Below are 20,852 nucleotides of genomic sequence, written 5' to 3'. Positions count from 1 at the left end.
TTTTTTCCTTTATAATAATAACATACTACTACGTACTCAGGGGTGAGGGAAATTGTCTACGAATGAAGCTTCATATCGAGATAAAAAAGTCATGTCTATTGGGATTGTAAAAGAATTAACCGGTTTATCAGAAAGGCAAATTCGCTACTATGAGAAAAGAAGCCTTCTCTTTCCAGATCGAACCAATACGGGTATCCGAAAATATTCGTTTTCAGATGTCGAACGATTAATGGACATTGCTGATCGCATAGAAGAAGGAGTCCAAACAAGTGAAATACGAACAGAACTGGCTAAAAAAGACGAAGCAAGGAAAATGAAAGAAGTAAAAAATCAAATGCTTCAAGGTCAGTTGAACGCTCATTTCAAGCGAAAGTTATAAAGTATACATACGGTGACTTTTCCGTCTCCGTTTTTATTTCTTTACTGCAGACAAAAAAGCGCATATCTAAAGATATCCGCTTTTTTGTCTGTTAAGCCGAACGCCCTTTAAAGAATTTGGGCTGATGGGAACTCATGAATTTAGTTTTAGATAAAATGAACATAACCGAGCCGCCCCAAATGAACAAAAAGGCAATCATCTCCACGCTAGAAAACGGTTCGTGATACACAAACACCCCTAATAAAAGCGTCATGGTAGGAGCAATATACTGTAAAAAACCGACCATCGATAGTGGAATAAGCGGGGCCCCTTTAGCGAAATACAATAGTGGCATAGCTGTAGCAACGCCGCCTCCAATTAAAAGAGCGCTCAAATCAAGCGACTGAAGCGAAAAACTTGAAGATCCTTTGACTAAAAGAAAAATAAAATAAATAACTGCAATAGGTGCGACCATCATCGTTTCAATCGTTAACCCTACTTTTGCTTCTAATTGAATGGTCTTTTTTACAAGACCGTACAAACCAAAGCTAAACGCTAAGCTTAATGATACCCACGGAATGTGCCCGTATGTAACTGTCATAACGATAACACCTATAGCAGCCAATCCAACAGACGCACCTTGCCAAAAATTAAGCTTTTCTTTTAAAACAACTATACCAAGCAAAATACTAACGAGCGGATTGATATAGTAACCTAGACTTGTTTCAATAATATGATTATGGTTAACCGCCCAAATGTAAACAAACCAGTTAATGCTGATCAGCACGGAAGCCACAAATAAAATGACTGCTTGTTTCGTATTACGAAATAATAAACCGAGCGTCTTCTTTAAAGAACTCATTTGCTTTGTCAAAAACAAAAGTAAAAGCATAAAAACAAATGACCATATAACACGATGAGCAAGTATTTCGTTCGCATTCACCTCACCAAGAAGCTTCCAGTAAAGCGGAAAAAGCCCCCACATGACGTAAGCGCTGGCTGTATAAACAATACCTGCTCGTTTAGAATCTTGATTCATTTCTCAACCTCTTTTCTTTATCTCTCTGTCTCTTATCATTATAGATGCATTTACCACTTTTTTATAGCTTTATTTTACCTCTCGAAATAGCTCATAAAAAAACGATCGTTTTTAGCTCGATCGTTTTTTTATACGTTATTTTTTAGACTGTTTAAATACTTTGGCACTGCGAATATACTCTACATCTTGTACATTTTCTCTCGCGTTAGCGATTCGAGCCGCAGCAAAGAAATAATCGGATAAGCGATTTAAATACTGCAGCACCGCCATATTAATTTTATGCTCACGCTGCACGCCAACAACAAGCCTTTCTGCGCGGCGCGTAATCGTCCGGCAGATATGAAGCGTTGTCGCTGCAGGTGTGCCTCCAGGTAAAATAAAACGCTCAATGGCCGGCGCTTCTGACATATAGACATCAATGCGCTTTTCAAGTACTGCTATCATGTCATCTGTTACTTTGTACGGATGATCATCTTTTGCGAATGCTAAATCACTTCCACAGTCAAAAAGCTCATGTTGAATCGTAACTAGCTCTTCTTTTACGTCTTTTAATGTTGTTTCATCCAATTGATAAATGGCTTGACCTACAAAGCCATTTAGCTCATCGATTGTACCGTATGCTTCCACTCGAATATCATCTTTATTTACTCTTCCTCCAATTAAGCTTGTCTGCCCTTTGTCCCCTGTTTTTGTGTAAATGTTCATTGTATTTCCTCCTTCATTCGATTGGCAATTCCGTACCAAATGTGATCTACTTTCTGGGCATGTGCCACTAAACTCTGATACGCATATCCGCATTCATCTCTCCACTGCCGCTCTATTGGATCTAAAGGAACAATCCCTTTGCCGACTTCAGTTCCAATCACTACTAACTGTTCCCATACACCGCTGTCTCTCCACTTCTGTATTAACTTTTTAACAACAAGGTGTGGAGCTTCCAGCTCGCTATGTATTAATTCCTTAACATAGTGCTCAAATCCTTCTAACACAATGTAACTTTCTTCGAACTCAAACGCTGGTAAAACAGGAGCTTCATACAAACAATGCCATTTTACCGACTCACTGGCATAATGCTGCTTCACCCATTTTCTTTTGCCGGTAAATGCACCGCCGAATACGAAATGCATGTTCTTCTCTCCTTTGCCTGTTTGTATGTACACGTTACTGAAAAGCCTTCTCCATAGGAAAAAGAAACATCCCAAAGCGACGCTGTCTGTTTAAAATGGGACGCAATTAAACGTAAAGGTCCGCCGTGTGAAACAATAGCAATGTGACTCAATTGCCGACTTGCCGCCAAATCGATTGCTTCTTCCCACGCTTCCCAAACTCGGTTTGAAAAGCCTGAGAAGCTTTCACCATTCGGAGGCGTATGTTCTGTCCAGTGATCAATCCAATTTCTATACGCCCGTATGTTTTTTAAATCTTCATATGTCTTCTCTTCCCAATCTCCAAAATGCAGCTCACGCCAACTTTTACTTTTAACCACTTGAGATTTCGGAAAAACAATCGAACTTGTTTCTAGCGCTCTTTTTAAGTCACTGGAAATAACCAGCTGAGGTTCTAGAGAAAGCTCTTTTAATTTATTTTTTCCTTCTATACTTAAAGACGGATCACTCCACCCTATATATTTTTTTTGTTGATTTTCAAGCGTCATGCCGTGACGAATACATGTGATAACCAAAGAATTATCCATAGAAACGTTTCTCCTCCTTCAATGCTTGCCCCTATAACATCTCCTGTTACGCCACCAAACTGCGAACGATAAAATCGTATCCACAGCCATAAAAAACAGACAAAGAAAAGGATAATGAATTTATTGTCTATAAAAACAACGAAAATAGCAACTAAGAATAGGCTCATGATCATAAATGCATAAATAGACCGTTTGGTGACTCCTTTTTGAAAATAAGCAGCAAGACCCGTATCTTTAGCCGGCTTATCCCTCATCAATAAGAAAGCTGCTCCGATTCTTGGAAGTGTAAAGACGGTTACACATTCCCAAATCGACAAAGAAGAAAGAGACGCTAACTCATAGATCGCACTAAAACGCAGCAGAAGCAGAACAATAAGAGAAAGAATAGCAAAAGACCCAACGTGCGGATCACTTAAAATCTGCAGTTTTTTTTCCTTTGACTGATGAGAAAAATATGCATCACTTACATCCATCCATCCGTCTAAATGAAGGCCACCCGTTAAGACAAGCGACAAAAGCAAAACTAAAATACTGCTAACGATAGCAGTGATAGGTGAATAGTGAAGCAGCTGTAAAAAGCTATAAAACAACAAACCTAGTAACATGCCAATCCAAGGCAGCACAAAAAGTGAGCGTGCCGTTCTTTTTTCAGTCCATTGAACGGTTTTAGCCAGTGGTAAGATCGTAAAAAACTGGAGAGAGATTCGTAGTATGGCTATCCATTCTTTCATTTGCTTACACATTCCTTTCCTTTTTTAAAACGATAAAGTCCCGCTTCTACACAAATAGCCACATCTGCTTTTTCTACAATATACTGATGTAATTTCCCTAACATATGCATATAGCTACATGTCGGCTCCTCTAACACGCCCGCTTCAAACAGTTCATTGGATACTAGCACGACCGTCTGAGACTGCGCAAACAGCTTATTGAGCGCTTTTATCATATGACAAAGAACATGCTGTTTGCCTTCTTTTGTTTGCCATCTTTTTTCTGTTAAAAAAAGCTCATTGGCAAGCCAGTTCGTGACACAATCTAAAAGTATAACATCATCACTTTGAAGGTTTGGCAGAATTTGTTGTAAATCTACAGACTGCTCTATCGTTACCCAAGGCGTGTTCGCTGCTTGGCGTTCTGTTTGATGAAGCTGGATGCGTTTTTGCATTTCATTATCTGTTTGCCGACTTGTGGCAATATAAACAGCGCGCTTTGTACAAAAGGTTTGAACCATGTTCTCCGCTGCACGTGATTTGCCGCTTCGAACGCCTCCGCTAATAAAGATGATCATATTTCATCGAGTCCTTGTTTGATTACTTTAAGTAAATAGTCATTTTCTTCTTTTGTTTTTACAGCCAAACGGATATAGCGTCCATTTAAAAAGGGAAAGTTTTCAGTATGGCGAGCTACCACGCCATGACTTGCTAAATAGCCAAGCCATTCACGCGTTTTAATAGAAGACGGAACGCTGCAAAGATAATAGTTTGTTTGAGAAGGAGAGACCAAAAGCCCCCATTCCTCTAGTTGACTCAAAATCCGTTCCCGTTCTTGTTTAATATAATGTACGGTGTTTTTTACAAAGTCTTTTTCATCTACACATATCATCCCTACTTGCTGCGACAATCCATTTACACTCCAAGGAGGCTGCTTTTTAGACATCTTGCTAATGATTCTTTCATTTGCCAAAATATAGCCAAGGCGAAGCCCGGCAATATTAAACATCTTTGTCATGGAACGCACAATAATGATATGCTCATAATCCAGAATAAGAGAATCAAACGAAGGCTGATGTTCGACAAAATCAATAAATGCCTCATCAATCATTAAGTATGTACCATGATGAACAGCAGCTTTTACTACTTTCATCCATTCTTCATGACTATACATAACGCCCGTCGGATTATTTGGGTGACAAATCCACAGTACTTTTATGTCCGGGAGAATACTCATAATCAACTCTATATCCCAGCTCCAGCCATTTTCTTCAGCTAAAGGAATGTATGTCACTTCACATCCATAAGCTTTACTTGCTTGTTCGTATTCGACGAAAGTCGGCTGTACAATCCCTGCTTTCTCTTCTGAAAATAAAGAAGCAATAAGAAAAAATGCTTCAGCGGCGCCATTTGTTGGCAGCACTTGAGCAGCGGAAACACGATGAGCAGCTGCAAGTTTATTTTTTAAGTCTGTTACTTGAGGATCAGGATAACTAAACGCAGCATCCTTGAATTCGTTCCACTTTTCGTGAAGCACAGCTGGAGCCCCTAAAGGATTTGTGTTCACACTAAAATCTTTTATATGCGACAAATTCTTGGCCCCTATTGCTTTTAAAAAGACATTGGGGTTAGCTCCATGTGTAGGTAATAGCACTAATAACTCCTCCTAACAAAAGATATAATAACCAAGTAGCATAGACCGTCCTCTTCATAATGAAAACAGCTTGTTCAATATGACCGGCTTGCAGAGGAATGAGTGGTTCGCCCATCTTTGCACGATTAGATTCTATGCCTTTATATGTATTAAGCCCGCCGAGTTGAACACCTAAAAGAGCAGCCACTGCGCTTTCCCCGTATCCGCTATTTGGACTTGGATGCTTCTTAGCATCACGCTTAATCAAACTCATTACATGCCAAAGAGAATACTTGCTTTTTGCTACATTAACAGCGGTCATCACCACTGCAGTTAACCGACTTGGAATATAGTTTAATACGTCATCGGTTTTTGCACTAAAGTAGCCAAACAGAAAGTAGCGGTCATTTTTGTACCCAACCATTGAATCACATGTGTTAATAGCTCGGTAAAAAAAGGCTAGGGCTCCTCCTCCTATAAATGCATAAAAAAGCGGAGCTGTAATACCATCACTTGTATTTTCAGCGACAGTCTCTACCGTCGCTCTGGCAATTTCTCCTTCTGACAAACGATCTGTATCTCGTCCCACAATCATGCTTACTTCATATCTAGCTTTCTCCATATCTCCTAGCTGAAGCGGCTTTTGTACCTTATAAGCAGCTTCACTTAAGGAACGAGTAGATATGGTAGTCGCAATCATTACGCCCTCTACTAAAACACCTGCTATAAAATGAACTCCGTACAAAATATGAAGGAATAAGAAAGGAATAACTCCTGCGAGCACAACCATACTTATAACAAGAAGCAATCCCTTGAATCGTTTTCCTGTACCTTTATTTAACCTGGAATCCATCCAATAAATCCACTTGCCAAACCAACGCACGGGATGCGGCCAATTTTCCGGGTCGCCTATGATTCGGTCAATTAGTAAAGCAATCGTCATGGCCGTCATGTGTGCAATCATCACTTGTGTAATACTCATTTCTTCACCTCTTTTCCTTAAGTCCCTGCTCTAAGCTTATTTTCACCAGCTTGGCTACCGCTTGACCTAAAGCGGTCATAGAGCCTGCATATTCATATAACGGTCCCTGCTGAGACGCTGCAACTGAGATACTGTCCGTAGATGTTCCCGTAGCAATCGTCTTTGTAGCTGGATCTATGACACCCAGCTGTGACAGCATTTTTGTTTTGGCTTCTGTAGCCGCAATAAAAAGCTGTAAAAATGCAGCATCTGTAAGCTTTCCTTCAATAAAAAAAAACATATTAATTGTACCAGGAGAGGAATAGAATGGGACAGCTTCATCAGCTGTAATGTCCACTGCGTTTCCTACTCCCGCCGTTATCACTGAGGCTACTCTTACTCCGTAGCCCTCATAACAGTAAATCGCTCTTTCCTTTAACCAAACGGCTGTCATCAAACCTACGATTTGATCATGACGCACATTTTCTTTCATCAAATATTGCTCATACTCCAAAGAAGGAGTATCTGAATAATAGTTCTTGTGAACAAATCGATTGTAAAAGGTGTCCGTTTCCGTAATACCTGTTCCTAAAACGCCTGAGCTGTATGTTTTATAAGAAGTCTCGGTTTTCATGATTAAAAGCTCAGGCCGTTCTTCAATTTTAAGATGTGAAAAGGGACCAATCCCCTTTTCAATTCGAACTGGAATATGGTCCCTCTTCTTATTTATTGTACACCTCAGGGTATACCGCTTTTGCTAAGTCCTCTAAGCCATCTACAATACGAGGTCCTAAGCGATTGATTTTGTTTTGATCAATCTTCTCAATGTTACCCTCTTTTACAGCAGTCATGCTGCTCCAAGCGGGACGCTTCATAATCTCATTTTTATCTGCATCATACGTTGCTATAATAACGTCAGGGTTTAACTTAACAACCTGCTCTTCAGAAAACTTAACCCAACCGTCTTCACTAGCCGCTACGTTATCAGCACCGATCATAGTAAGCATTTCGTTCATGAACGTACCTTTTCCTGTTGTATAAATCTCAGGAGCTCCTGATACTTCTATCCATACTTTTTTACGATCTTCTTTTGAAATCGTTTTTGCTTTTTTCTCAATTGAAGCTACTTTTTCTTTCATGTCTTTAATTGTTTGGTTAGCTTCTTTTGTTTTACCCGTTAATTTACCGATTTGCGTAATAGAATCATAAACCGTATCAAACGTCGTTGAATCTTTTACAACAAATACCGGAATACCCGCGCTTTCAATTTGTTTAAATACTTCATCTGAAACGCCCATACTTGAAGCGTGTGCCAGCACTAAATCAGGATTTAAAGCAATAACTTTTTCTGCATTAACGTTCATATCTCCCACCTGCGCTTTTTTCTTTACGCTTTTAGGATAATCATCGTTGCTTGTTACACCGACTAATTCTTTTTCAAGGCCAAGGGCATATACAATCTCCGTATTACTTGGCATTAATGAAACGATTTTCTTAGGCTGTTTTTTCAACGTAATTTCTTTATCACGCGCGTCTTTTACCTTTACTGGAAACGCAGCTTGTGACGTTTGTGCTGTATCTTGCTTCGTTTTTTTATCACTGCTGCTTTGGTTGCCTGAACCGCATGCTGCAAGTACGATGACTAACAGTGCAATAATGGAATACGAAAGCCATTTTTTCATCTAAATACTCCCCCTATATATTGTTCATTGTGAATACGAAACCTCTATGTTAAAGGAAAAGCAAATGACCATGCAAAAAGCAGCGCTATCCCGTTTTTTCCGCTTTGACTATGTATACTGCTCGTCGGCAGCTTCAAAATAAAAAAGCTTTACTTTCAATTGAAAGCAAAGCAGGTAACGTCAAGGTAAGCAGGAAAAGAATCCATTCACTATACTTGATATGTATGTTCATTACCCTGCTTCACCCTTCCTCGAAGGTTTCACAGCTAACAATAAGGCAGGTCTCCTGACTTACGCACAAAGCGCTTACAGTGGCGGGACCGCGCTGGTTTTTCACCAGACTTCCCTTTTCACTCAATCTTTAAATTGAGACCTTATTGCTTTACGATTATTCACTTGTCCTAGTATACCCCACTCATCGAAAAATGGAAATAGCAATTCTCACAAAAAAAGCTGCGAGAATGCTCTCGCAGCTTAGGGAATTAAAGAGTTGCTAAAAATTCACGGACCGCTTCAGGCGTTTTAGCATTTGCACTGTGCAGGTGCGCAATTTTTTCACCGTTTTTATATACAAGAAGAGAAGGAATACCCATTACATTGTTTTCAGCAGAAAGTTCTTCAAACTCATCCTTGTCAATTTTAAACCATGCTTTATCTGTATTTTCGTCAACGATTTCACCAATGAACATATCCAAACGTTTGCAATCAGGACACCACGTTGTCGTAAAAATCCCAACGCTTAGTGTTTCATTCTTAATTTGTTCGCGAAATTGTTTTTCTTCCGTAAATTGTTTCATTGTGTTACCTCCAGCATTTATTCTTTCCTTCTCACTATTCTATGGTAAGAAGTCTGACTTCATTATAAACGATTTTTTTATCGTTGTGCTAATGTTTCAGCTTATTTAGACCATAACGGTTTTAGACGTAAAAAAATGCTAGCTTAAAAAAGCTAACATTTCGAAATCGTAGAATGTTGTGTCTATTATCAGCTAAACCATTTAGGCGGCATGTTTCGGTTCCAATAAATTTTCCCTAAATCATAATGCTTTTGAAAATTATCTGCAGCCGCATGATAGTGAAAATTAAACCAGTATCCATCTTTTGGAGGGTTTTCACGCCGCACATGAAACCGTATTAAGTCCTGACCGGTTTCCCGGTCATATACATGGAAAATCTTTTCACCATAGCCAGCAGCGGGGTGCTCGCTTATCTCGAGATTCTGAATTGACTGTTCACGTTCAGTGCCAATGCCGGTCAGCACTTCTTCAATTTTAGGTAACACTGCTTGACGAAATTCATCTTCAATGACAGGCCCAATTTTCGTTCCGAATTTTTCCACTGACTGTTTTTCGGCTGATTCCATTGCATACGTAACAAATGATGAAACGTCTTCATATTTTGGTTCTTCATATGGCAAATGAATATCTTCTATAACAGCTGTGACAGGAGTTGTTTCTCTTACATACCCTGCTTTATGTTGCTTGTCCGCTTTTGCATCATCAACGTATAAATATTCTGGTGGAGTGACAAGCCCAAATGTAAATACTGTAATAAATACAACTAGCATTCTTTTTATCCATCTAGGCATTCGTATCTTTCCTTTCTCATCTTTTCCCATATGGTCTTTTCATATCGTAAAATTCGTTATCATAACTCACTAGGTATTGTAACATACTTATTAATTTTTTACCTATATTTGCTTATTCATTTATGCTGTCTACGGGCATTCGACGACTTTTTAGTTAGCACCTTCCTTCTTTTGTTTGAGGTTGTCACACCGAGCGGAAACCTATACAAGATATTCCTGTTTTGCTGGATGCTTAAACACAAAAGTATTTTTATGTTCAAAAATATATCATACTTTTATGAACTTTAGATGAAATTCACAAAAAAAACTTCCAAAACTTTTTAATTCCTAAAAGGTTTTGGAAGTCTTTTCAATGATCGTGCTTCATTTTACTTTTTTGTTTATTTTTGTATGTCAATTGTACCGTAATGAAATTTTGATGTTTTTCGTTTTTGCACAGTAAATCCATGCTCTTCAAAACGACTGCTTTTCCAATGATCTTTTAACACGATCTTTTGTTTGGCCACTCTTTTTGCTTCTTGTATAGCCATTGGCGTCAACGTGGTATACAATGCGATCGCTTTAATACCATTAATTCCATTCGATTCATCAATTTGCTCTTGAAACATGGGATCAAAATAGACAACATCAAAAGAATTATCTTCACAGCATGCCAAAAACGATTCAAAATTTTGATGAACCACGTTTATACGCTTCATTGCATCGTTCAACTCTTTTACGTCACTTTTCCAATTTAAAAGTCCTTGTTTGACTAAATAAGCTACATAGCGGTTGCCTTCTAGTCCGACAACTTTTCCGCTTTTCCCTACCGCTGCGCTCGCCATCATGCTATCCGATGCAAGACCAAGTGTACAGTCAAGCACGCTCATTCCTTTTTCCAAACTAGCTGCTTCAATAAACGGATCACGTTCTCCACGCAGCCATCTCTTCACTCTAAACATAGCGGAATTTGGATGAAAAAAAATAGGTTCCTCTTCGTTTTGGACATGCAATTCTACTCTATTCTTACCGACAACCAGCACGTCTGCAGCTTGAAGATTCTGAAGATCTGCAACGGATTTTTTCTCTCTTGTTACAAAAGGTATACTTAAATCGGCGGCTATCTGTTTGGCTTTTACAATCATGTGTTCATTTGTTCGACCAGCAGTCGTAACAATCACTTTCATAACTCCCCCTACACTGTTTGGCTATTTACATAGAGAAAAAGGATGCCGCTAGACATCCTTTTTCTTATAAAGTATATGCGATTTTTCTCTAAAAATCTACATGCTAGATGTGACAAAAGCAGGACATTTTATGAACAGTGCTGCTTAAAGCCATTTAAAATGTTTTCAAAAATAACTTCTAACGGCTGACCTTCAATTTCATGTCGAGGAATAAAATGAACTACTTCTTTTCCTTTTAAAAGCGCCATAGACGGTGATGAAGGCTCAATGTCCCCAAAATATTCACGCATTTTAGCTGTTGCTTCCTTATCTTGACCGGCAAAAACTGTTACTACTTGATTTGGTTTTTGCTCAGACTGTAAGTATGCTTGTGTTGCTGCAGGACGTGCTAAACCAGCAGCGCATCCACAAACTGAATTAACTACAACAAAAGTTGTTCCTTCTACGTTTTCCATAAAATCAACTACGGCTTCCTCTGTTGTTAATTCTTCATAACCAGCTTGAGTTAATTCTTGACGCATTGGTTTAACTAACTGACGCATATATTCTTCATATGCCATTGACATATTAACATTCCTCCTAACAATCATTCACGCTAAAAGCATACTATAAAAGCCAGGAAAAATCTAGCTACTCACCTTTCAAATCCTTATCGTTGTCCCATTTCCCTTTTCCCTTTGACAAAGAAAGACTAAAACCGGGTCATATCATCTAATTTTTTTCCATAAAAATGTCGATTTTTACTATTAATATTCCATTTTTTGTACTATAGTAGTAAATAGTAGTTTAGTAGAAAGGATTTTCAAATTGAACCAGCGATTTAAACCGAACAAACGATTTTATGCATTCTTGTCTTTAGTGTTAGTGATCGTGACTTCTTTGTTTTTTATTACAGAAGCCAAAGGAAGTGAATCCGCTGCATCTCAGCAAGCCTTAGCATCTACTGCATTGCCGCTGAAAGAAGCTGCATCTTCAGCACAACCTGAGAAGCTGCTTAATACACTTCACCATAATATGTATGTAGCAAATACGGTGAACGATCAAAATCAAGCTCTTACACAGCCTGTGTACCTTACATTTGACGATGGTCCAACACCTGATACTCTTCATATTTTAAATGCTTTGCGTCAATATAACGTAAAAGCAACTTTCTTTATGTTAAAGCATCAAATTGACGCTCACCCTGAAATTGCTAAAAAAGTAGCACAAGAAGGACATGCCATCGGCTGTCACGGCGTCTCCCATGATATTCATGTCATGTATAGTGAAGATGGCGCTGCATTAAAAGAAATGCAGGAGTGTCAAGCAACAGTTAAGAAAGTAACCGGTGTTGACAGTAAGTTAATCCGCGTTCCTTACGGCAGCGTTCCTTATTTAAAAGAGCCCCACCGTACAGAGTTGCTAAGCCACTTTAAATTATGGGACTGGAATGTAGACAGTGAAGACTGGGCACTTCGTTCTGCACCTAGAATTATTCAGGCCATTGAACCTCATATTCAAAGGGTTAACTCCAATGGAAGAACACCAGTCATTTTATTTCATGATAAATCCTTTACTGCACAATCCCTTCCCGCTATTTTGACTTACTTAAAGCAGTCCGGTTATCAGCCTATTAAAATTGATAACACCATGCAGCCTATGCAGTTTCCAACTCCCGCTGCAAAACATTCATAAAAAAGATCATTCAAGTGAATGATCTTTTTTTTATGCTTTTCTGCTTTCTGTCATTTGTTTCCAAACAGAACCTTTTGCTTCTTCTCCGCCTTCGATACGTTCAATCGCTAGCTTGATTTGTAAATCCACCTCAAATTCTTTATCATTCTCTGCTGCTTTTAATGCAGGAAGAGCTGTCTCGTCCCCTACTTCGTATAAATACATAGCTGCACGCCAGCGCACAAGCTTGTTTTTATCGCTAAGAGCTTCACACATTGCTGGAATACCTTCTTCAAAGCCTAAATCTGACATGCAGTCTCCAGCAGTACGGCGCACAGTCACTGATTTATCTTTTAATGCTTTGTATAAATAAGGTAGTACCGTTTTTGATTCAATCATTCCTAAATAGACCGTAGCTAAGCGGCGAATAGATGCCTTTTCATCATCAAGCGCTTTATTTAAAACGTCTAAATCAGCTTCTGTTGGATCCATTTGTTCTAAATGGGCATAGCGCACTGACCAATCTTTGTCTTCTAACATCTCTTCTGTAACTTTATAGGTTTTACGCGGTTGTACAGTTTTTCCGCCTTCTTTTTCTTCTTGTGCATTGGCCACAAGGCGAGTTAATCTTTCTTGCGGATATGCCGCTGCTAACTCTTCCACTACTTCGTCGCCGATAGCAGCTAATTCTCCATAACGAACGCCTTGTTCTTTCCATTTCCGTTCTAATACCACATTATCTGAAAAACGTTGAAGTTCTGCTATCGCTTTTGCGAATCGTTCGGGCAGACCAAAGCGCTTTTCTTCATTTCCGTCTGTTAACTTGACTTGCATCGGTACATTTTTAAACATTTGAACTGACACATTGACCTCACCAAAATGCTCATTCATTTTGTGCTGTTCATTGTTACTTTGCAAATCTTCTCCAAACGCTGCACGAACTTGCGGCAAAATTTGCTTCCAATCATATTTAGCATTTCGTTCTACTGCTAAGAAGTCTGCTACGTGGTAGACTCCTTTTACCCCTTCTACTTTTAAAATGTCTTGAACAACTTCGGGGGCCGCTTCAGCATTTTTTTTCGTATAGTTATTGCTTTTTCCGCCTGATAACACTTCGTCTAAATTAATTTTCATTGTATTCGGACTTGGCGTCGGCTCAATTGATTTAATGTTCATGTCGTATCGTGCTCCTCTCATTAAAATTGTAGCATGTGGCTTATACTCAGTCTAACGACTTGTTTACGCGTTTTCAATTTCTTCAATCAGCTCTGAAAGCTCTGCCCAACGATCGAGCAGTGCACTTAATTCTTCATTTGCTTTTTCTTGTTCTAACGATAGGTTATGCGCTTTTGTATAATCGCTGCCCACCTGTTCAATTTCGCTTGTTAAGCGTTCAATTTCTTCTTCTTTTGCTGCAATATTATCTTCGATTTCTTCCCATTCTTTTTGTTCTTTATAAGTTAAGCGACGCTTTTTCGCTTTCTCCGGCTGTTTTGGCTTTTCTTCTTTCACTTTAGCTTGCTGAGCCATTGCCTGCTTCTTCTTCATCGCTTCTTCCAATTGATCCGTATAAGCGCCAAAATAAGTCGAAATGTTTCCTTCTCCTTCAAAGACAAGTAAGTAATCTGCTACTTTATCTAAGAAATAGCGATCATGTGATACGGTGATAACGACACCTGGAAATTCTTCGAGGTAGTCTTCAAGCACCGTTAGCGTTTGAGTATCCAAATCATTAGTCGGCTCGTCTAGAAGCAAAACATTCGGCGATGTCATCAATAATTTCAACAAGTATAAACGACGGCGCTCTCCTCCTGACAATTTTTGAATCGGTGTTCCGTGTGTATGTGAAGGAAATAGAAATCTCTCAAGCATTTGCGATGCAGAAATCATTTTTCCATCCGTCGTATGCACAACTTCTGCAGATTCTTTAATATAATCAAGCATGCGTTGATTCAAATCCATATCGTCGCTTTCTTGGGTATAGTAAGCAACTTTAACCGTTTGTCCTCTGTCAATTTCACCGCTATCCGGCTCGATTCGTCCTGCAATCATATTCAAAAGTGTAGACTTACCGCTTCCGTTTTTTCCGACAATTCCAATTCGATCTTGTTTTTTCACGATGTGCGTAAACTCTGAAAGAATGATTTTATTTTCATACGTCTTAGACACATCTTTTAATTCAAACACTTTTTTCCCAAGGCGACTGCCTGCTAAGCTTAAATCCAGTGATTCTTTTTCAGAGGAATCGAGTTTCCCCTCTAATTCATCAAATCGTTGAATACGCGCTTTTTGCTTAGTCGTACGCGCTTTTGCTCCTCTACGAATCCAAGCCAATTCATTGCGATATAAGTTGCTTAATTTTGCTTGAGTTGCTTTTTCCTGCTCTTCTCGAATCGCTTTTCCTTCTAGAAAAGCAGCATAGTTTCCTTTATAGCTATATAAATTTCCACCGTCTAATTCAAAAATTCGATTTGTAACAGCATCCAAGAAATAGCGATCATGAGTAACAAGCAGCACGGCTCCTTGATATTTGGATAAATATTCTTCGAGCCATTTAACTGTCTCATAATCCAAGTGGTTAGTTGGCTCATCTAAGATCAATAAATCAGGTGTTTGAATTAGGCTTTGCGCAATTGACACGCGCTTTTTCTGTCCACCTGAAAGCTCACCGATTTTTGCACTCATATTTGAAATTCCCAGCTTCGTTAAGATCGACTGTGCGTTAGAATTGGCTTCCCACGCGCTCATCGCATCCATTTTCTGCTGTAAATCGTACAATGTTTGCTGGTTTTTTTCGTTTGCAGAATCTTGCTCTAACGCATACAGAGCTAGCTCATAGTTTTTTAATAAGTTAAGAAGAGGCGTATCTCCGCTGAAAACTTGCTCTAAAACCGTTAAGTCTTCATCAAAATCCGGATGCTGCGGTAAATATGTCACTCTGTAGTCTTTAGCATGAACAATATCCCCTTCATCTCCCAGCTCTAGACCTGCGATAATTTTAAGAAGCGTCGATTTTCCTGTTCCGTTTACACCGATTAAGCCGATTCGCTCATTTTCCGTAATTGTAAATGTTAGTTGATGAAACAGCTCTTTTTCTCCATATGTTTTTGTTAAGTTTTCAACAGTCAGCATTTTCATAATGATAATTCCACTCTTTCTTAAATTGAACTAAAAATTCTTTCATATATGTATGTCGCTCTTGCGCTAGAGACCTTGCTGTTTGAGTATTCATTAACGCAGTCAGCTTTAATAACTTTTCATAAAAATGAGCAATAGCCGTTGATTTCCCGTGTCTGTATTCTTCTTCCGTCATTTCACTTCGTACAGCAACGTTTTCATCATACAGGGCCGTGCCTTTAGAACCTGCATACATAAACGTACGTGCGATACCAATTGCACCGATCGCATCTAAGCGATCTGCATCTTGAACAACTTGACCTTCAAGCGTAGCCATAGCCGGACGATTTCCGCCTTTAAATGACATCGTTTGTAAAATGTGAACAATATGCTTGCAGTCTTCTTCTTTTACGTGCTGACTCTTCAGCCACTCCCACACTTCTTCGTACGCTTTTTCAACATCTTCCACTAGCTTATCATCTACAACATCGTGTAAAAGCGCGGCTAGTTCGATAACTTCCCGGTTGCCGCCTTCTTTTTTATATAAAAGCACTGCATTTCGACGTACGCGATCGATATGCTGCCAGTCATGGCCCGTCGTGTCGTGCGCAAGCTTTGCTTGAACCCACTTTTCCGTCTCAGCTATTTTATTCATTTGCTCACCTCAATTATATCCACCATTATTTTAGCACAAAGTAAGGCGCTCGTCTCACTGACAGCTGAGCACCATTTGAAAACCCTTGCTGAAAAATAAAAAACAGATGGAGATCCACCTGCTTTTACAGCAATTCTTTTATATCTTTTTGAATATCTTTTGGTGCAGTTTGAGGTGCGTATCGCTTCACGACTTCACCTTGACGATTCACTAAAAACTTTGTAAAATTCCACTTTATCGCTTTAGAACCCAGTAGACCCGGTGCTTGTTCCGTTAAGTATGTAAATAACGGGTGTGCATGCTCACCTTTTACATCTACTTTTGCAAACATCGGAAACGAAACGCCATAGTTTAACTCGCAAAATTGTTCAATATCATTTGAACTTCCTGGCTCTTGACCACCGAACTGATTGCAAGGAAAACCTAGAACCGTTAGGCCGTTTTCTTTTTCTTCTTCGTACAACGCCTGCAAATCTTTATATTGAGGGGTGAAGCCGCATTTGCTAGCTGTGTTCACAATCAACAGTACGTCACCTTGATAGTTAGATAGCGATACGTCTTCGTCTTTAATTGTTTTTGCAGAGTATTCATATACGCTCATCAAAACGCCTCCTTTTCCCTATTGTAATTCACTTTATTTCTGAAGTACAACTGAAACGCTCTTATAATTTGTCGTAAAGAACCTTTAGCTGATCAGTCGTTTGCAGCATATAATCAATCATCTCGATTAAATCTCCTACTTGATCTTCGTAAATAAATCGGTTAAAGGTCACCACAATATTGTTTTCATATTCGCTTCCTCCGACTTCATGAGTAATACGCTGCTTAACAACTCTTGTCGTTCCCCAAATCCGCTCACACATTTCCTGTATATTTCTAAACTCAGCTTCTTCAAACGGTTTTTGTTTTTTTAGCTGAAAATGAATATAAACTGTACACCCTGGTTTTTCTATACGGGAAGGCGTTAATTCGGCATGAATGTTGTCTAAGTCGGTTGATAAAGTTAGCGACGCGGTACAGCAAAAATGCTGTTGAAAAGAAATGCGGTACGTTCGAGTAAACTGAGCTAAGTCTACAAAATCTTCGCGATTCGTAACAGATACTTGCCCAGATAAGTCAAGATCATAGATCTCTCCTTCTACAACCACTTTTAAATTATCAAATACAATTGGATCAAACATTTCAACTACCTCCTTTTTTATAAAATACGAACAGTCAGCTCTTCTTCTTTCTTGCCAAATTAATTCATAACATACCTGTTATTTTGTAAGAAAGAGATTGAGACACAACTAAATCAATCGAATCTAAAAACGAACAAATTGGATAAATGAGCTAGTATGGATCACTTGTTACACCGCTGTTGATTTCCGTGCAAGACTTCGCTTTCCGCGGGCGGCCGATGAGCCTCCTCGTCGCTTACGCTCCTGCGGGGTCTCACCTATTCCGCTTTTCCCGCAGGAGTCTTCGCCCTTCCCTCCAATCAACAGCTAGAAGCCACTACATACATGAAACCTACGTTCACCATACCAATGAAAAAATCCGAACGAGGTTGATTCTTCATCAAGAATCTCGATTCATCGTTCGGATTTTCCTTCAACTAAAATACTCTTGTCTCAGCCTCTTCTCTTAAAAAATACCTAATGCATGTCCATTTTCATCAATATCCATATTGAGCGCCGCAGGTTTTTTGGGAAGTCCAGGCATTGTCATAATTGAACCTGTTAGCGCCACGAGAAAGCCAGCTCCAAGCGAAGGGCGGAATTCCCTTACCGTAATTTTAAAATCAGTTGGTCGCCCAAGCTTCATCTGATCATCACTTAACGAATACTGCGTTTTGGCCATACAGATCGGCAGGTGATCCCACCCGTTTGCTTCAAATTGCTGTATTTGCTTTAACGCTTTTGGAGCAAAATCTACGCCTTGTGCTCCGTATACGGTTTTAGCAATAGCTTCTACTTTTTCTGGAATTGAAGCTGACACATCGTAAAGAGGAGAAAACTGACTTTCTGTCTCGTTCATGACTTCAAGAATTTTTTCAGCAAGCATGACGCCTCCTTCTCCACCTTTTTCCCATACTTCTGTTAAAGCAACTGGAACATTCTTTGAACCACACCAATTCATAAGCGCTTCTACTTCACCTTTTGAATCCGTTACAAAACGGTTCACCGCTACAACATAAGGAACGCCGAATGCCTGAATCGTTTCAATATGTTTTTCAAGGTTTTCAATTCCCGCTTCTAAAGCCTCAATGTTTTCTTCATTTAAACGCTCTTTAGGAACGCCTCCATGCATTTTTAAAGCGCGAATTGTTGCAACAATTACCACCGTTTCTGGTTTAATATCTGCCATACGAGCTTTAATATTTAGGAATTTTTCTGCGCCTAAATCTGCCCCAAATCCCGCTTCCGTAACTACATAGTCGCCTAGTTTTGCGGCCATTTTTGTTGCAATGACGCTATTGCAACCGTGGGCAATATTAGCAAAAGGACCTCCGTGAATGAGGGCTGGAGTATGTTCCAACGTCTGTACAAGATTTGGTTTAATCGCATCTTTTAAAAGAAGAGTCAGCGCTCCTTGTGCACCTAAGTCCGCAACCGTTATAGGCTCATTGTTCATGTTATAAGCTACAACAATAGACGCTAAGCGACGCTTTAAATCTTGTAAATCTGACGCTAAGCAGAAAATAGCCATAATTTCTGATGCAACCGTAATATCAAACCCATCTTCTCGCGGAACACCTTGCATCGGACCCCCTAATCCAATGACGATCTGACGCAACGCGCGGTCGTTTAAATCAAGCACTCGTTTCCACGTGATTTTACGTGTATCAATACGCAATTCATTGCCTTGATGTATATGGTTATCTAAAATAGCTGCCAGCGCGTTGTTAGCTGTTGTGATGGCATGAAGGTCTCCAGTAAAGTGTAAGTTAATATCCTCCATTGGAAGCACTTGAGCATAACCGCCTCCAGCGGCACCTCCTTTAATTCCCATTACCGGACCAAGAGATGGTTCACGCATGGCGACAATCGCTTTTTTATCTAATCTATGTAATGCCTGAGCTAAGCCAACCGTCACTGTCGACTTCCCTTCTCCTGCTGGAGTTGGATTAATAGCTGTAACTAAAATCACTTTTCCATCTTTTTTTGTGTTTAAACGTTCCATAACGGACAAAGAAAGCTTGGCTTTATAATGTCCGTACGGCTCTAACTCGGCCTCTAAAATATCTAGCTGCTCGGCAATCTCCTTAATCGGTTTAATCGTTGCCTCTTGTGCAATTTGCAAATCACTTTTTATTTGCTTCTTAGTTGTCATATAAAAACCCCTTTTCTGGTGAAAATTCTTTTTAAACACTTCATCAAAAAAGGATAAAATCCATTCTTTGGGGGAGATATGAAGTTTAATAAATACAGGAACGAACTCCGCTATAAATTTTACTAAGTTTCAGTCAAGCTAAAAAAGCATAGCAACGCTCCAGTTTAACCTTATTGTACCATTTCATTTTGGCCATTACGCATATTAATGCTCTTTTTTTTCAAAATTCAATTGCTTAATATTCTGTATATTCCTATAATAGTATATTGTACATAAATGTTGAACCTCATCTTCACGTGAGAAAGAACATTTATACGCGTCATTACTTCGAAATCGAATAGGAGGAATTTTATTGCCTATTAATATTCCACGTGATCTTCCGGCAAAAGAAATTTTAGAAAAAGAGAGAATTTTTATTATGGACGACGTGCGCGCGGTTAACCAAGAAATTCGCCCGCTTAATATTGTTATCCTAAACTTAATGCCGGAAAAAGAAAAAGCTGAAACTCAATTATTACGTTTACTCGGGAACTCACCGCTGCAAGTGCATATTACACTTCTTTACACGGCAAGCCATAAAGCAAAAACAACGAGTAGAAATCACCTAGATCAGTTTTATAAAACGTTTGAACAAATTAAAGAGCGAAAATATGACGGAATGATTATTACAGGAGCACCTGTAGAACATATACCATTTGAAGAAGTAAACTACTGGAAAGAACTTCAAGAAATTATGGATTGGTGTAAAACAAATGTGACGTCAACCCTTCATATCTGTTGGGGAGCCCAAGCCGGACTTTATCATCACTTTGGCATTAACAAGCGACCTCTTTCAGATAAATGCACGGGTGTATTTACACATGTTGTATCCAGTGAAGAACCGATTAAGCTGCTGCGAGGATTTGATGATGTCTTTTATTCTCCTCATTCCCGTCACACTGACGTAGACATGAATGAAGTAAAAAATCATCCTGACCTTGAGCTTCTTTCCTACTCTGAAGAAGCTGGTGTTTATATGGCTATGTCTAAAGACGAAAAGTTTGTTTTCGTTACCGGGCACCCAGAGTACGACGTTCAAACACTGCAAGAAGAATTTCTTCGAGATACAGAAAAAGGGCTAGAACCAAAGCTTCCGGAACACTATTTCCCAAACAATGATCCCGACAAAAACCCTTTAAAAACATGGCGCTCTCATGCCAACCTGTTGTTTATAAATTGGTTGAACTATTATGTTTACCAAGAGACTCCATATCTGTGGGAATGAAAGAACCGATCTGTCCCA

The 20,852-nt window shown here is 39.3% G+C and carries 24 protein-coding genes and 1 riboswitch; of the genes, 3 read left to right on the top strand and 21 right to left on the bottom strand.

Going from position 1 to position 20,852, the window contains the following annotated elements; all coding sequences use genetic code 11:
* Positions 1-52: 52 nt before the first annotated feature.
* Positions 53-379: a MerR family transcriptional regulator gene (locus tag M3225_RS19425; protein WP_013082852.1), complete on the top strand. Its 327-nt coding sequence runs from the start codon at positions 53-55 to the stop codon at positions 377-379.
* Positions 380-470: 91 nt separating this feature from the next.
* Here M3225_RS19425 and rarD read toward each other — a convergent pair whose 3' ends face one another.
* From rarD to M3225_RS19355, 14 genes are all read right to left on the bottom strand, one after another.
* Positions 471-1,397, bottom strand: coding sequence for an EamA family transporter RarD (gene rarD, locus M3225_RS19420; RefSeq protein WP_251396360.1), 927 nt, complete (start codon positions 1,395-1,397; stop codon positions 471-473).
* 135 nt (positions 1,398-1,532) lie between these two features.
* The gene (locus tag M3225_RS19415) at positions 1,533-2,102 is read right to left on the bottom strand and encodes a cob(I)yrinic acid a,c-diamide adenosyltransferase (protein ID WP_251396358.1); all 570 of its coding nucleotides are present in this window, start codon (positions 2,100-2,102) and stop codon (positions 1,533-1,535) included.
* Positions 2,099-2,524: a bifunctional adenosylcobinamide kinase/adenosylcobinamide-phosphate guanylyltransferase gene (locus M3225_RS19410; protein ID WP_251396356.1), complete on the bottom strand. Its 426-nt coding sequence runs from the start codon at positions 2,522-2,524 to the stop codon at positions 2,099-2,101. The genes M3225_RS19415 and M3225_RS19410 overlap by 4 nt, the downstream gene beginning before the upstream one ends.
* Positions 2,476-3,090 (bottom strand): histidine phosphatase family protein, encoded by a 615-nt coding sequence (locus M3225_RS19405; RefSeq protein WP_251396354.1) that lies wholly within the window; start codon positions 3,088-3,090, stop codon positions 2,476-2,478. The genes M3225_RS19410 and M3225_RS19405 overlap by 49 nt, the downstream gene beginning before the upstream one ends.
* Complete coding sequence (cobS, locus tag M3225_RS19400) at positions 3,048-3,821, bottom strand: adenosylcobinamide-GDP ribazoletransferase (protein ID WP_251396352.1); 774 nt, start codon at positions 3,819-3,821, stop codon at positions 3,048-3,050. The genes M3225_RS19405 and cobS overlap by 43 nt, the downstream gene beginning before the upstream one ends.
* Entirely contained in the window at positions 3,818-4,378 is a 561-nt protein-coding gene (locus M3225_RS19395; protein ID WP_251396350.1) for a bifunctional adenosylcobinamide kinase/adenosylcobinamide-phosphate guanylyltransferase, read from the bottom strand. Before M3225_RS19395 ends, cobS begins: the two co-directional genes overlap by 4 nt.
* Entirely contained in the window at positions 4,375-5,454 is a 1,080-nt protein-coding gene (gene cobD, locus M3225_RS19390) for a threonine-phosphate decarboxylase CobD (RefSeq protein ID WP_251396348.1), read from the bottom strand. Before cobD ends, M3225_RS19395 begins: the two co-directional genes overlap by 4 nt.
* Complete coding sequence (cbiB, locus tag M3225_RS19385; protein ID WP_251396346.1) at positions 5,429-6,415, bottom strand: adenosylcobinamide-phosphate synthase CbiB; 987 nt, start codon at positions 6,413-6,415, stop codon at positions 5,429-5,431. The genes cobD and cbiB overlap by 26 nt, the downstream gene beginning before the upstream one ends.
* Positions 6,416-6,419: 4 nt before the next feature.
* Positions 6,420-7,028, bottom strand: a complete 609-nt coding sequence (locus M3225_RS19380; RefSeq protein WP_251396343.1) for an adenosylcobinamide amidohydrolase — start codon at positions 7,026-7,028, stop codon at positions 6,420-6,422.
* Positions 7,029-7,116: 88 nt separating this feature from the next.
* Positions 7,117-8,076 carry an ABC transporter substrate-binding protein gene (locus M3225_RS19375; protein ID WP_251396341.1) on the bottom strand — a complete coding sequence of 320 codons (960 nt, stop codon included), beginning with the start codon at positions 8,074-8,076 and terminating at the stop codon, positions 7,117-7,119.
* Positions 8,077-8,335: 259 nt separating this feature from the next.
* Positions 8,336-8,468: riboswitch (cobalamin riboswitch) on the bottom strand.
* Between the two features lie 90 nt (positions 8,469-8,558).
* Positions 8,559-8,894 (bottom strand): thioredoxin family protein, encoded by a 336-nt coding sequence (locus M3225_RS19370; RefSeq protein WP_308215760.1) that lies wholly within the window; start codon positions 8,892-8,894, stop codon positions 8,559-8,561.
* A gap of 167 nt (positions 8,895-9,061) precedes the next feature.
* Positions 9,062-9,664 carry a YpjP family protein gene (locus M3225_RS19365; protein ID WP_251396338.1) on the bottom strand — a complete coding sequence of 201 codons (603 nt, stop codon included), beginning with the start codon at positions 9,662-9,664 and terminating at the stop codon, positions 9,062-9,064.
* A 380-nt stretch (positions 9,665-10,044) separates the two neighbouring features.
* Complete coding sequence (locus tag M3225_RS19360; protein WP_251396871.1) at positions 10,045-10,824, bottom strand: class I SAM-dependent methyltransferase; 780 nt, start codon at positions 10,822-10,824, stop codon at positions 10,045-10,047.
* 134 nt (positions 10,825-10,958) lie between these two features.
* A complete protein-coding gene (locus M3225_RS19355) occupies positions 10,959-11,396 on the bottom strand; it encodes a BrxA/BrxB family bacilliredoxin (protein ID WP_014460467.1) in 438 nt (145 codons plus the stop codon).
* Between the two features lie 241 nt (positions 11,397-11,637).
* On the opposite strand from M3225_RS19355, the gene M3225_RS19350 reads away from it, so the two are divergent.
* Positions 11,638-12,504 carry a polysaccharide deacetylase family protein gene (locus tag M3225_RS19350; protein ID WP_251396337.1) on the top strand — a complete coding sequence of 289 codons (867 nt, stop codon included), beginning with the start codon at positions 11,638-11,640 and terminating at the stop codon, positions 12,502-12,504.
* Between the two features lie 30 nt (positions 12,505-12,534).
* Here M3225_RS19350 and M3225_RS19345 read toward each other — a convergent pair whose 3' ends face one another.
* The 7 genes from M3225_RS19345 to M3225_RS19320 form a co-directional block, all read right to left on the bottom strand.
* Positions 12,535-13,659 (bottom strand): conserved virulence factor C family protein, encoded by a 1,125-nt coding sequence (locus tag M3225_RS19345; RefSeq protein ID WP_251396336.1) that lies wholly within the window; start codon positions 13,657-13,659, stop codon positions 12,535-12,537.
* Positions 13,660-13,722: 63 nt separating this feature from the next.
* Positions 13,723-15,621, bottom strand: coding sequence for an ABC-F family ATP-binding cassette domain-containing protein (locus M3225_RS19340; RefSeq protein ID WP_251396335.1), 1,899 nt, complete (start codon positions 15,619-15,621; stop codon positions 13,723-13,725).
* Positions 15,602-16,255 carry an HD domain-containing protein gene (locus tag M3225_RS19335; RefSeq protein WP_251396334.1) on the bottom strand — a complete coding sequence of 218 codons (654 nt, stop codon included), beginning with the start codon at positions 16,253-16,255 and terminating at the stop codon, positions 15,602-15,604. The genes M3225_RS19340 and M3225_RS19335 overlap by 20 nt, the downstream gene beginning before the upstream one ends.
* Positions 16,256-16,379: 124 nt before the next feature.
* Positions 16,380-16,856, bottom strand: a complete 477-nt coding sequence (locus M3225_RS19330) for a glutathione peroxidase (protein WP_014460472.1) — start codon at positions 16,854-16,856, stop codon at positions 16,380-16,382.
* Between the two features lie 61 nt (positions 16,857-16,917).
* The gene (locus M3225_RS19325) at positions 16,918-17,436 is read right to left on the bottom strand and encodes a hypothetical protein (RefSeq protein WP_251396333.1); all 519 of its coding nucleotides are present in this window, start codon (positions 17,434-17,436) and stop codon (positions 16,918-16,920) included.
* Between the two features lie 168 nt (positions 17,437-17,604).
* Entirely contained in the window at positions 17,605-17,739 is a 135-nt protein-coding gene (locus M3225_RS29655; RefSeq protein WP_285885750.1) for a hypothetical protein, read from the bottom strand.
* Positions 17,740-17,881: 142 nt separating this feature from the next.
* The gene (locus tag M3225_RS19320; RefSeq protein WP_251396332.1) at positions 17,882-19,570 is read right to left on the bottom strand and encodes a formate--tetrahydrofolate ligase; all 1,689 of its coding nucleotides are present in this window, start codon (positions 19,568-19,570) and stop codon (positions 17,882-17,884) included.
* 352 nt (positions 19,571-19,922) lie between these two features.
* Between M3225_RS19320 and metA the strand changes: the two genes are divergently transcribed.
* A complete protein-coding gene (gene metA, locus M3225_RS19315; RefSeq protein ID WP_251396330.1) occupies positions 19,923-20,834 on the top strand; it encodes a homoserine O-acetyltransferase MetA in 912 nt (303 codons plus the stop codon).
* The last annotated feature ends 18 nt before the right edge of the window (positions 20,835-20,852 follow it).

It is taken from the genome of Priestia aryabhattai, assembly GCF_023715685.1.
Classification (GTDB): Bacteria; Bacillota; Bacilli; order Bacillales; family Bacillaceae_H; genus Priestia; species Priestia aryabhattai_B.
Note: the sequence above shows the minus strand (reverse complement) of the source record. Positions and strands in the feature narration are given on the sequence as shown.